The organism is Psychrobacter sp. Pi2-52, assembly GCF_904846705.1.
Lineage (GTDB): Bacteria > Pseudomonadota > Gammaproteobacteria > Pseudomonadales > Moraxellaceae > Psychrobacter.
In genome coordinates this window covers 138,275-150,580 of record NZ_CAJHBS010000003.1, presented here as the reverse complement: position 1 = coordinate 150,580, position 12,306 = coordinate 138,275, and the positions used below count along the sequence as shown (strand labels likewise).

Genomic DNA, 12,306 nt, shown 5'->3' with positions numbered 1-12,306 from the left:
TTTAAAAATAGGAAATACGATGCCACTTGAAAACAGCGCACCTCACAGCAATCAATATAATGAAAATTCCAATTTTTAATTCCCAGACTTTTAATTGAGAAAGTTTTTAACAACGAGATTATTTATGTTTACAGATACTCATTGTCACCTTAACCGTTTAGATTTGACGAAGTATGATGGTAAATTATCTGGCGCGATTGACGCCATGAAAACTGCCAATGTTACCCGTGCAATGGCAATCATGTGTGATTTTGCGGAGTATGACGAGATTGCCAATATTGTGAGCACCTATGGTGACGAGACGCTAAATCTAGGGATGAGTGTAGGGATTCATCCTTGTGAGGATATCGATATACTGAAATCAGCGACGGTTGAGCGTCTAATCGAGACTGCTGATAAAGAGCATGTATGGGCAATAGGCGAGACAGGGCTAGATTACTACTGGTCTACAGAAAATAAAAAAGAGCAGCAAGCCAGTCTTGCACGTCATATCCATGCCAGTCAGCAACTAAAAAAACCGCTTGTCATACACATGCGCGATGCAAAAGAAGATACGATCGATGTCTTAAAGAGTGAAGGCGCTGAGCATGGTATTATCCATTGTTTCACTGAAGACTGGGAGACCGCAAAACGTGCTTTAGATTTGGGATTTTATATCTCTTTCTCAGGCATTGTTAGCTTTAAAAGTGCCCAAAATATCCAAGATGCTGCAAGGCACATGCCTAAAGACAGAATCTTGATTGAGACCGACAGCCCATATTTGGCGCCTGTACCTAAGCGTGGTCGTCCCAATGAGCCCGCCTACGTACCTTATGTCGCCAGCTTCATCGCAGATATGTATGGTTGTGATAGTAACGAGGTCGGAGAATTAACCGCAAAAAACTTTGAAAATTTACTGGCACAGTATCGCTAAAATGGTTATGCTATGACCAGTCAGTCATTTATGTGATAGTCGTATAGTTCAATCCCCTTTAGTATTTGAATTACTAAATGTAACTATCTGATTATTAATGACTATTTGTAAATATAAGCATATCCCTTTTATGGTATTTCAGCAGTTCTTGTATAGTTTTATACGCTCATTGCCAAATGTACGCACATAATTGATGGTCATATGCTTAATCTTGTCATGTTTTAGGAGAGATTATGAGTCGTCAGCACCAGTTCAAGGCACGAGAAGAGAACATCTTAGCGATGGCAGAACAATTGCTACTTGAGTCAGGCGATGGTGATATCACTTTAGACAGTTTGGCAGATCAGCTCGATTTGGCTAAAGGCACCCTGTACAAGCATTTCTCCAGTAAAGATGAGCTTTATCTGCGTATTATTATTCGTTACGAAGAGCAATTGTTTGAGATTAACCGTATTGATGACTGCCCGTCGGCAGGTGTCGCCCGTATGATTTTTCAGCAGTTATTCAATCCGCAAAAAGCCATGCTATTGAACCAAATTGAAGAGCGTCTGGCAGCATCAGTGACTGGGCTCAATCGTTTGTTTGGTGAGTTATATGATATCCGTCGCCAGCGCATGAAGCGTTTGATTGATATTATTAGCGCATACCTAAAAGATGAGCACAGTAATTTGAGTACTCGTGATTATCTATCGTCTATTTGGGCGATTGGTCAGGGCGGTGCAGGGCTCTTAAACTCAAGCTTTTACCAACGCTATTTAGGTCGCCGTGATACGCTGCGTTATGCTTTTGTTCAGCAAGTGCTAGAGTTGCCAAGCCATTATCCTGCTGATGATGAAGAGGTCATGGATGAGGATATGCAAGAGCTGGTAGAGCAAATCGATACTGAATCAGAAGAGCACCGCAATACCAACTACTAAAGTAGTTATTGATAAAGTAACCCTTAGTAAAGTAATTATTAATAAACTAGCAAGTAATTTTTGGGTTGTGAACCTTTCTTGGTTTTAATAAATCGTGTTGTAATGCTTACTATTGCAGCACGAATTCATATATATTTTAATATTCTTCAAAAACTTTTTCTCATTCTGCGACAATTAAAATTGGGCTTATAGGTGCAATATGCCGGTCACTGTCAAGACTCAGTCCAGTTCAGCGGCTACTTGCTCTTTCACTTTAATTAGTCAAACGTCTCAGTCAAACTGCTTAGATACAAGACCTACAGACCGTTGTCGAAGCTGCTTCTCCATATCAACTGATATCCATCACTTATCATCATTCTCATCAATAAACAGTCGGACACAGGCTGGTTTTACATTGGTAGAAATCGTGGTGGTAGTGGTTATCTTGTCTATATTTGCTGGCATAATGAGTTTATCTGTCGGTAGCAGTGAATCCCGCAAAAACCGCGCTTTTTATGAGCATCTGACCGATTCATTGAGTTACGTTCGCCTATTGTCGGCTGAACGTATGCAGCCGATGGGTTTGCGTATGCAGGCAGATAAGCAGGGGCAGGTAGAGCCGGTCATCGTTACATTATCAAATCCATATGTCGCGTACCAGACAACAGAGATGATGTCAGATAGCGCCGACAGTCAGCCTAAGAATGCTATGGAGCTGTCGGCAGAGGTTGCTGGTCTATCAGGCTCTACTGATGAGCAAAAACCAACGCCAAGTTGGGAAGTCGAGTCGGATATCAATTTGCCTGAACTGCCCACTGGCGTGAGTATTAGAGTTCAAAGTTTGGATTCTAGCGGTTTACAGAGTACGGGACGAACCCAAACGTTACAGCCTTGGTTTAGCGATCAAAATGTACCGCAGGTATTGTGGTTTGGTACGGGACAAGCAACGCCTGTCACCATTGAAGTACTTCACGATTCGCGTTTAGTGGGCGAGGTGATTACCATAATGCCAGATGGTAGCATGCGAATCGGACAGGGGTTAGAGTGACTAAATTATATAAACCTCCTATGACAAGCCAGCCTATGTCATCAAAATCTATATCACTCAAGCCTAGGCGTGAGAGCGGCTTTACCCTTATCGAAGTGATGGTTGCTCTGGCTATTTTGGCAGTGGTAGCAGTCGCGGCGAGCCGTGCCAGTAGTGCATATCTGAGCTCAGTTGATATATTGCGTACTCGTACGCTTGCTCACTTCGTCGCTCAAAATGCCGCCGCTGATTTACGTATTCAAGAGACGTGGCTGACAGCCAACCGCACCCAAACCGTTAATGCTCAAGGACGTGATTGGCAAATAGCAATGACAGTCGGTGACGCCATCACACCTGCCTTAAAAGAAGTAAATATCGCAGTTTCGCCTATTATAGATGGACAGACACGCACATCGGTCACTGATATCACTGTGATGCTAAGTAATGCTGAGCAAGATACGAACAGTTTGGATTTAAGTGGTCTAAGCATAGCAGGTAATAGCGAGCAGGCCGGGGGCGGTCTATGAAGCATCAGCGTGGTTTTACACTGCTTGAGTTAATGGTTGCGATGGCAATATTTGCGATGCTAGCCGTTGCAGGCTGGCAAGTGTTTGATGGGGTCAACCGTGCTCGTGAGCGCGCGCAATTTCATGCTGACAATCTTGCTGTCCTGCAGTACGCCTATTTACAGTTACAGCAAGACATGGGTCAAATTATCCCTTATCAAGCGTCGACTACTCAAAGTGTCAGTGCGGCGAATAACAGTCCAAGCGATAGTAGTAATACGAACAACAAACCTCAATCAAGCGAGCAAATAAACGGACAAATAAATAAAATAGCGCCTGAGCCCTTTATGAGCTTAGATAGTGAATATGTTAGCTTTGTACGCTTTGCCGATCCTGATCCACGATATCAGAGTAGCAATAGCATTCAACGTATCGAATATATTTTTGCGGATGAGCGTTTGATACGTCGCCAATATGCCAGTATGGAAGGCGGGCGTGACAGCGTCAGCCTAGACAGCGTATTGCTCGAAGGTGTCACAGCAGGGAGTTGGCAAGCTTATTTACCAGAGCTAAGTACCAAGTTTCCGAGCGATGACGCTAAAAGTAATAGTACGAATACAGCGGTGAGACAATCAGCGAATACAGCGAGCCCTAAGCCCACAGCTGTTTTATTGCCGAAAGGAGTCGCGGTTAGCTTTACATACCAAGACATGCCAATCACTTGGCAATGGGCACTCGCCCCGCAACCGATATCGCATAGCAATAGTCAAAGCATGACCAATAACACAGATAGTAGCAGCAATGATAATGCTAATAATGACAACAGCGGTAGTGACGGTAGTGACAATAATAGTAGTGCGGATAATAGCAATGTAGGAACGAATAATTGAGAAGGTAGTAGTTAAAATGCATCAATTGCTCAATAACAAAGGCTATGTATGTCGATGACTGCAAACTCTCAACGCGGTGTTGCGCTGCTGACTATCTTATTACTGGTAGTCAGTATTACTGTGGTTGCAGGATCGATGCTTGCTAGCCAAAAAATTGCAATTAGGCGTAGTGGTCTGTTGTTCGATCAAAATCAGTTGCTGCAAGATATCGATGCAGGTCAGCAGTTAGCAGTGACGATGCTTCGCGCTGATAGCAACCTCAATGATACGGATAGTGCGCAAGATATCTGGGCGCAGCCTATACCACCTTATACATTGGCCAATCATAGTGTCAGCATCGAGCTACGCGATGAGTCTGGTCGTTTTAACATTAATAATTTGTATCAAGATGGGTCGGCCAATACCGCTGCTTTAGAAATATTCCAACGACTCCTCACGCAACTAAATCTAGAGCCTGATATCGCTATTGCTATACTTGATTGGCAAGATGCAGACGGTGAGGTATATCAAGATGGCGGTGATGAAAGTACGGTATATGCGCACCAGTCAAATGCTGTAGCAACAGATGCTCTGCCAAATCAGCCTTTTGTCAGTATCGATCAGCTACTAGAAGTGACAGGGGTGAGCGCTGAAACATTAGCAGTATTACGGCCTTATCTTACAGCAGTGCCTTATTATGTGCCTATTAATATCAATACTGCCAGTCCTGCATTGTTGGCAGCACTAATTGATGGTGCTAACAGCCAACAGATGCAAGCACTGGTAGATATGCGCGCACAGCAGGCCCTGACGTCTATTGATGCAGCATGGCAATTACCGATATTCGGCAGTCTAAATGATGAGCAACGAAAAGCCTTAACACCCATGCTTGCCGTTGATAGCAAAGCATTTATGGCGCTTATCACAGCGACTGATAATGCAACTGTCGGTCAGGCGAGAGAGCGTTTTGCCACTGTTTTGATTAGTAAAACTGTCGTTGATAATAATCAAGCAGTTAATAGTAGTCAGACAGCTAGTAATAATCAGGCGAGTAACAGTAGTGAGGTAGACAGTAAAATGCCCAAGGAAGTCAAAGTAGTGACACAGCGACTATGGGCATTTCGTCCGAGCTTTTAGCAGATGGTATTGAGATCGTATTTAGTCTTTGAGGCGTGTTTCTTCGCTAGACTTCCAATTATAAGCCCCGTAAAAAAGCATCTGTGCTTGACGAGTACAGTTATGCAGCATCAGCTGTTTGTTTTCTTCGATTTCGTTTAGATCAATCTCATCATCATGATCTTCCGTGTAGGTCAGCTCTAGCCAATCAATAATCCAAGAGAAGAACATATTCACACCAGCCTCAGCCAATAGACGACGGTCATAAGCGTTGATATGGGTAAACGCTGGCTGCAACGCTAAGTCGTCGGCCAACCCTTGAGCATGTATCTTAATCAACTCATTGATGGCTTTGCGTACTGCTTCTGACCCACCATAACGCTCACTGACCAAGAACTGCCAGTAATAAGGCTGATCGCTGACCATGTACAAGAATAGCTGAATGCTTTTTGCGATTTGACGATCGAAACTACGTTTACGTCCAATCTGCAGGCTATCACTTAACGTGGCTAACGTACCGCCTAATTCCTCAATGACCAAAGCGCGCCCGAGTGACTCCATATCATCAAAATGGCGATAAAACGCAGTCGGCACAACGCCAACCTCGCGTGTTACTTGTCTGAGACTGATAGAGCTAAAAGATTGCCCTGTCATACATAGATCGAGCACAGCATTAAAAAAGGCGTGCCGAGTTTGAAGTTTTTTTTGTTCGCGACTGCTCATAATATTTCAAAATTGTCCGGTAGGTGTTTATCATACTCATTTCAACGCATAAATACGACTGAAATACGCCATTCGTGTTAATTTACTAAACCTGTACTGGTCTTTTAAACCACTGTGCCCCAATGACCCTGCAATTCTTGCGCCAATCGATAAGCTTCATGGTCATTCATACCTGTAATAAAATCCAAAATATTTAAGATATTATGATAGATATCGTCAGACAATATGCGGCGATGTTCGTCAAGATGAGGCTGTAGCAATCTTAACAGACGTTGCTGCTCAAAAGACATCGGCGGCTGCATAGTAGCAGATTGCGACCCTGTCCAAGCGAGTGGCATAAAGGCATTCAATAGGCTATGCAAGCACTGATTGGCCATCAGCTCCATTCTTACTTTGCTCGGATGATTAAATATTTTTTCGCGTGCTAGTTGCTTAGCTTGATTGATACCATTTTGTACACTGGTATCGCAATGGGCAAATAGGCTACCTTGCAGCGTGCCAGCTAGCAATGCATCACTGTTGGCTACAAAAGCATCGGTGACGGTATTGACCAAACGCATCATGGCTCGTGCCCGTAGGGAAGCTAGGCTTTGTCTGACAGACATATGCGCTGGCAGGTTTACGCTGCTCGGACGTTCACCAATCAGCTCATAAAATATCGTGGCAACTTCGCCATAGGTTAGCATATTCAGATTGATGCCATCTTCTAAATCGATTAGCGCATAACAGATATCATCTGCCGCTTCCAATAAGTAAGCCAATGGATGGCGCGCAAAGCCATCGTGTTGCTCCGAGCGTGGTAAATGTAAACACGCAGCTAACTCTTCTAGTTGAGAGGCCTCACTATAAAAGCAGCCAAATTTCTGCACATTATAATGGTTTTCATTGACATCGTTACTGTGAGTTGCCAACCACGGATACTTCATAAAGGCGCCTAGCGTGGCACAGGTGAGCCGCATACCACCCTTGTCAGGATGATGCTCATTACGTGCCAATAGGCGAAACCCTTGAGCATTACCCTCGTATGCCAGTAAGTCTAATCGCTCGTTGCTGCTTAAATTTTCCAAAACTGCTTGCGGTTCAGGCTGTCTAAACCAATCACGAATCGCATACTCTCCAGCGTGGCCAAAAGGTGGATTGCCAATATCATGAGCGAGACAAGCTGCTTGTACGATCACGCCGACGTCTGCTGGTGAAACTCCTGCTGGTAGGCCGCTACGTAGTGCATCATGAATTTTTTCGGCAGCCATCATTCCCAAAGAGCGACCAATAGAAGAAACTTCTAGCGAGTGAGTCAGGCGCGTATGAATACCGAGCTGATTGGTCAATGGATGGACTTGGGTTTTTTGATTTAACTGGCGAAAAGAGTGAGAAAATACCAGTCTGTCATAGTCTTTGTGAAACTGAGAGCGAGTACTGGTATTGGCGTTAAATTTTTTGGAAGCACCAAGACGTTGTGAATTAAGGAGATGTGACCATTGTGTGGTAGGGGACGGCAAAGAGGTTTGTGTACTTAGCATATTAAACATCCGGAACCAAGGGAGCCTCTAGCATAGCAAAATAGCGCCCTTGGTTCAGCTATATAGTCAGGGAACTACTAAACGGCTACGGCGTTACCTTCCTTAGAGCTACTATTTGTACAATCTGCAGTCGGCGGGCTTGTACCCGTTTGACTTCTTTGACTAGAGTTAATGCCCTATAAATTGGATACGGTGCCAGTTTTACTTAACCTACTATTGGTAGTGCTTTCACTCGCCTTGCTTGTATTCAAATTATATTGAATTAACTATATTAAGACTTTTGACAGCTAAAAAGTACGTCTTCCTTGTCGATAGCGACATCGCTGTCCAGTGTTTTATTAAGCAATGTGGCTTTGTCTCCATTTACTTGCCATATGATGCCGTGGGTATCGTCTAATCCAATATCGCTTGTATAGATGCCCTTATCAGCATCAGTTTCACTATTAGCGGCAGCTGTTAAATCGTATTCGATACCATCGATGAGCAAATGCGCTGTCTGTGGTGTACTGTCGCTATGATAAGAAACGCCGATAGTAGCAGTAGGCTCACAAGAGAAAGGAGTGCTGTTGCTGGCGTGTGCTTCATGATCGTGACCTGCGTGCGTATGTTCTTCGTGGTCGTGCTCTTCATGCTCTTTATCATCATGCATCTCATGATCTTGTTCATGCTCGACGTGATTATCTACTGGTGCTTCTTCAGATACCACTGCATCGGTATCGTTGTTCGGCTGACAGCCCAGTAAAGAGCCAGCCATCACACTACCTAGTATAGTAATACCTGCAAGTTTAGAAAAATAAGCCGCCATAATATAATTCCTCAAATAAGCAAAATAAAGATATGTTATAATATAACAATATAATGACAAAATAAAGCCGATGATGGAGAATATCCAACATCGGCTAATTAACTTTAAACAAGCTATACTATTTAAAGTTACACGTTAAATCTAAAGTGCATCACATCGCCATCTTGTACGATGTAAGTTTTACCTTCTAAACGCGATTTACCAGCAGCAGCAGCGCCTTTTTCACCGTTGTATTCGATAAAGTCATCATACGCAATGACTTCAGCACGAATAAAACCACGCTCAAAATCAGTATGAATCACGCCAGCTGCTTGCGGCGCTGTCGCACCAATAGCGACAGTCCAAGCACGTACTTCTTTTACGCCAGCGGTAAAGTAAGTCTGCATATCAAGTAAGTCATAGCCACCACGGATTACTTGGTCAAGACCGGCTTCTTCCATATCCATTTCAGCTAGGAAGTCTTTTTTATCATCTTCATCGAGCTGTGCAATTTCAGATTCGATCTGATTGCATAGCGCGATGACGATAGAATCTTCACCAGTGGCATAGTCACGAACAGCGTCAAGATATGGGTTGTTTTCAAAACCATCTTCAGAGACGTTAGCGATATACATGGTCGGCTTTAGCGTAATTAAACCATAGCTTCTGATCAGTTTTTTCTCATCAGCGTCTAGATTAGCTGCACGAGCCGCTTTACCTTCTGCTAATAATGGTTCAACTTTTTTGAACACATCAAGCAATGCTTGCGCGTCCTTATCACCACCTTTAGCCTTTTTGGTTTGGTTGTGGATTGCGCGCTCAACAGCTTCTAAATCAGCAAGTGCCAGTTCAGTGTTGATGGTTTCGATATCATCAATCGGGCTAACGCGACCATCAACGTGCACCACATTGTCATCATCAAAACAGCGTACAACATGAGCAATCGCATCGGTCTCACGGATGTTGGCTAGGAACTGGTTACCCATGCCTTCGCCTTTCGACGCGCCTGCGACCAAACCTGCGATATCAACAAACTCCATGGTCGTTGGTAGAACGCGTTCAGGATTGACGATATCAGCCAGTTGCTTTAGGCGTGGGTCTGGTACTGGCACGATACCCGTGTTGGGATCTTTGGTACAAAATGGAAAGTTTTCAGCGGCGATACCCGCTTTGGTCAACGCATTAAACAAGGTGGATTTACCCACGTTTGGTAGGCCGACGATGCCGCAATTAAAACCCATAACATTCTCTCAATGTATTAATAAAATCAGTTGGTATAAAGTTTGGTTAAATGATAAATCAAAATTGGGCACATTGTAGCAAATTTACCTGAATAGGGGTGAGGTTGTTACGGTATATGCTCAGGTTTTTACCTGATAATGATAAGCAACTTTATGATAAAAGCAGGTCATATTAGAGGCTTAAAAATGAATAAGGCGAATCAATAAGAGTGACGCATAGCTTATGTGGGCTAATAAATCCTATTTTTTAATATGCTAAACTGTCACGCATAGATAAGGGCTTGAACTTCACGTAAATTCAGCACATATATTCTGTCAATTTTAGCAAATCATACTTATTCTAAAGCTATAAACAGTCAGACATACGCTGATAATATCGCCAAAATAAAATGTAAGGCAATTTTAGACAATGACAACCTCGATTTTTGACACACGCCACTATAAATACCCGCAGAACTTCCTTGAGATGAAGCCTAAACTGACTCGGCTTGAACAGGCTATTAAAAAACTAGAGGCAAATTTAATTGATACTGATGAGACGAAGAACCTCAAGTTATTAAAGCAGAGGCTAGATAGTGGATTGGGATTAAAAGTCGATTATGCTAGAGAGTTAAATCCCGATCAGTTAATGGCCGCGACTACGATCGAAGGCAAAGTATTAGTCATTGCTGGTGCAGGTTCGGGCAAGACCAAAACTTTGACCTATCGCACCAGTTATCTATTGGAAAACGGGGTGTCGCCTAAAGAGATTTTGCTACTGACCTTTACGCGTAAAGCGGCAAATGAAATAAAAGATCGAGCTAAATCCTTGCTAGCTAGCAGTCTTTCAAATCAAGAACTATCAGATGAAGAGTTGGCTGAGGATAAGCTGCCAACTGATAAAGCATTAAATAGCATCACTAGTGGTACTTTTCACTCGTTTTGTAATATGTTACTACGTCAATATTCAGGGCTACTCGGTATCAATCCAAGGTTTACCATTTTGGATACTGGCGATAGTGAGGACGCTATCGACTTGGTGCATAAAGAAAAAAAGTATCCTGCTCAAACCAAGGCACAAGCCTTTCCGCGTAAAAAAACGCTGCAAAATATCATCTCGACGTCTAGAAATAGACGTATACAAATTCGTGACTTAATCGAAAGTAACTACCCAGATATTGCCGTGCATATTCCTATCATCGAGCAGCTGGCAGTTGACTTTCATGAGTATAAGCGCGCCAATCACTTATATGATTTTGATGACATAATTAGCCAAGTAGTGCATCATTTAAAAACCAATGACACCTTTCGACAGCTGCTGCAAAGCCAATATCGTTACATTATGGTTGATGAATACCAAGACACCAATATTCCGCAAAAGCAGCTAATCGACTTAATATGTGAGCCTGACTCGGTATCGCTGATGGTAGTTGGTGACGACAATCAAAGTATTTACGCGTTTCGCGGTGCCAATTATGAAAACATTCTTCTGTTCGGTGAGACTTATCCTCAAGCCAAACTTATTAAGCTTGAGCAAAATTATCGTAGCTCGCCATCCGTTTTAAATTATATCAATGCGTTATCCGCGCAAATCACGCTAGGCTATCAAAAGCAGCTGTATTCTGATGCGCCAATAGAAGGACACAAGCCAGTATTTCGACGACTCAGTGATGAGCCAAAAGAAGCGGGCTATATCACTGATAAGATTGTCGCGCTAAAGCCAGAGTATGACTACAACGACTTTGCGGTATTATGCCGTACGTCTTTTCAGTCCAATTACGTACAGCTAGAGTTTATGGCGCGCAATATTCCCTTTATCGTGGTGGGCGGTATCAAGTTCATTGAAAGACGTCATATCAAAGATGTATTGGCCTTTGTCAAAATACTCTATAACCCAAATGACACGATTGCTTGGCATCGTATTTTAACCTTGTTTAAAGGGGTGGGTGCAGTGACGGCGACGCGCTTAACCCAAGCTATTACTGCTGACAATAATGCGTTTGAATCTTTACTGGCCGCGCCCTTTGCGAAAAAAAGTGATCAGCTAGAGCCTCTATATCATGCGCTTATCAAGGCACAGCAAGCTGAGTCAGTCGAGACAGCTATTGAACATATTCTTGAGTTTTATATTCCAGTGTTAAAGCTGATTGAAGATAATTGGCGTGAGCGTACCGAAGATTTTCGGGTGCTAAAGAACCTAGCGACAGAGCACACAAGCCTTGATAGCTTTTTAGAAAATCTCGCTTTAGACCCACCCAATGATTCGGTTGCTGTCATGGGCAATTCGAATAATGGACAAGACAGTAGCAATGACAAAGTCACTATCTCGACCATTCATAGCGCTAAAGGCCTTGAGTGGTCAGTAGTGTTTGTTAACTCATTGGTAGATGGCATCACGCCGCATCACCGTTCTTTAGATGACTTTGAAGCGTTAGAAGAAGAACGTAAGCTTTTTTATGTTGCCTGTAGTCGTGCAAAGACGCAGTTATATTTGACCGCGCCAAATTACTTTTCTAGTTATTCTGGATACTTTGATAAGCCGTCACGTTTTATCGCTGAGCTATCTGCGGAAGAGGTAACGGTTGAGACGACAAGGCGGACCATGATAGAAGACGATGATCCCATTTGGTGGTAATACCCATGTTTAGTTGATTATCCAATCAATTAAACATAAGCTAATAAGGCTATGCAGTAATATAGATAAATGAGCTTTCGAATAGTCGAAAGTTTCA

The 12,306-nt window shown here is 43.1% G+C and carries 11 protein-coding genes; 7 read left to right on the top strand and 4 right to left on the bottom strand.

From position 1 onward, the window contains the following. The first annotated feature begins 124 nt into the window (after positions 1 to 124). The 6 genes from JMY00_RS02955 to gspK all read left to right on the top strand — a co-directional run bounded on the left by JMY00_RS02955 (position 125) and on the right by gspK (position 5,348). Positions 125 to 913, top strand: a complete 789-nt coding sequence (locus JMY00_RS02955; RefSeq protein ID WP_201579072.1) for a TatD family hydrolase — start codon at positions 125 to 127, stop codon at positions 911 to 913. 233 nt (positions 914 to 1,146) lie between these two features. Further along, on the top strand, positions 1,147 to 1,830 hold the full coding sequence (locus JMY00_RS02950) for a TetR/AcrR family transcriptional regulator (RefSeq protein ID WP_057759351.1): 684 nt from the start codon (positions 1,147 to 1,149) through the stop codon (positions 1,828 to 1,830). A gap of 325 nt (positions 1,831 to 2,155) precedes the next feature. Then, positions 2,156 to 2,857 (top strand): prepilin-type N-terminal cleavage/methylation domain-containing protein, encoded by a 702-nt coding sequence (locus JMY00_RS02945; protein WP_346764997.1) that lies wholly within the window; start codon positions 2,156 to 2,158, stop codon positions 2,855 to 2,857. Positions 2,858 to 2,892: 35 nt separating this feature from the next. Beyond that, positions 2,893 to 3,363 (top strand): type II secretion system minor pseudopilin GspI, encoded by a 471-nt coding sequence (gene gspI, locus JMY00_RS02940; protein ID WP_240990633.1) that lies wholly within the window; start codon positions 2,893 to 2,895, stop codon positions 3,361 to 3,363. Then, positions 3,360 to 4,232, top strand: coding sequence for a type II secretion system protein GspJ (locus JMY00_RS02935; RefSeq protein WP_201579069.1), 873 nt, complete (start codon positions 3,360 to 3,362; stop codon positions 4,230 to 4,232). The genes gspI and JMY00_RS02935 overlap by 4 nt, the downstream gene beginning before the upstream one ends. A gap of 48 nt (positions 4,233 to 4,280) precedes the next feature. Then, positions 4,281 to 5,348 (top strand): type II secretion system minor pseudopilin GspK, encoded by a 1,068-nt coding sequence (gene gspK / locus JMY00_RS02930; RefSeq protein ID WP_240990632.1) that lies wholly within the window; start codon positions 4,281 to 4,283, stop codon positions 5,346 to 5,348. Positions 5,349 to 5,369: 21 nt separating this feature from the next. Here the strand turns inward: gspK and JMY00_RS02925 are convergent, their stop codons facing one another. From JMY00_RS02925 to ychF, 4 genes are all read right to left on the bottom strand, one after another. Then, positions 5,370 to 6,050, bottom strand: a complete 681-nt coding sequence (locus JMY00_RS02925) for a TetR family transcriptional regulator (RefSeq protein ID WP_057759356.1) — start codon at positions 6,048 to 6,050, stop codon at positions 5,370 to 5,372. Between the two features lie 104 nt (positions 6,051 to 6,154). After that, a complete protein-coding gene (locus JMY00_RS02920; RefSeq protein ID WP_201579068.1) occupies positions 6,155 to 7,570 on the bottom strand; it encodes a deoxyguanosinetriphosphate triphosphohydrolase in 1,416 nt (471 codons plus the stop codon). Positions 7,571 to 7,841: 271 nt separating this feature from the next. Then, positions 7,842 to 8,375 (bottom strand): hypothetical protein, encoded by a 534-nt coding sequence (locus tag JMY00_RS02915; RefSeq protein ID WP_201579067.1) that lies wholly within the window; start codon positions 8,373 to 8,375, stop codon positions 7,842 to 7,844. 128 nt (positions 8,376 to 8,503) lie between these two features. After that, positions 8,504 to 9,595, bottom strand: coding sequence for a redox-regulated ATPase YchF (gene ychF / locus JMY00_RS02910; protein ID WP_201547425.1), 1,092 nt, complete (start codon positions 9,593 to 9,595; stop codon positions 8,504 to 8,506). A gap of 409 nt (positions 9,596 to 10,004) precedes the next feature. Between ychF and JMY00_RS02905 the strand changes: the two genes are divergently transcribed. Next, the gene (locus JMY00_RS02905; protein ID WP_201579066.1) at positions 10,005 to 12,209 is read left to right on the top strand and encodes an ATP-dependent helicase; all 2,205 of its coding nucleotides are present in this window, start codon (positions 10,005 to 10,007) and stop codon (positions 12,207 to 12,209) included. Positions 12,210 to 12,306 lie beyond the last annotated feature (97 nt).

Excerpts from the sequence above, each read along its gene's own strand:
- JMY00_RS02920 (WP_201579068.1), bottom strand. The coding sequence starts at position 7,570 with ATGCTAAGTACACAAACCTCTTTGCCGTCCCCTACCACACAATGGTCA.
- JMY00_RS02935 (WP_201579069.1), top strand. The coding sequence starts at position 3,360 with ATGAAGCATCAGCGTGGTTTTACACTGCTTGAGTTAATGGTTGCGATG.
- JMY00_RS02915 (WP_201579067.1), bottom strand. The coding sequence starts at position 8,375 with ATGGCGGCTTATTTTTCTAAACTTGCAGGTATTACTATACTAGGTAGT.
- gspI (WP_240990633.1), top strand. The coding sequence starts at position 2,893 with ATGTCATCAAAATCTATATCACTCAAGCCTAGGCGTGAGAGCGGCTTT.
- JMY00_RS02925 (WP_057759356.1), bottom strand. The coding sequence starts at position 6,050 with ATGAGCAGTCGCGAACAAAAAAAACTTCAAACTCGGCACGCCTTTTTT.
- gspK (WP_240990632.1), top strand. The coding sequence starts at position 4,281 with ATGTCGATGACTGCAAACTCTCAACGCGGTGTTGCGCTGCTGACTATC.
- JMY00_RS02950 (WP_057759351.1), top strand. The coding sequence starts at position 1,147 with ATGAGTCGTCAGCACCAGTTCAAGGCACGAGAAGAGAACATCTTAGCG.
- JMY00_RS02955 (WP_201579072.1), top strand. The coding sequence starts at position 125 with ATGTTTACAGATACTCATTGTCACCTTAACCGTTTAGATTTGACGAAG.
- JMY00_RS02905 (WP_201579066.1), top strand. The coding sequence starts at position 10,005 with ATGACAACCTCGATTTTTGACACACGCCACTATAAATACCCGCAGAAC.
- ychF (WP_201547425.1), bottom strand. The coding sequence starts at position 9,595 with ATGGGTTTTAATTGCGGCATCGTCGGCCTACCAAACGTGGGTAAATCC.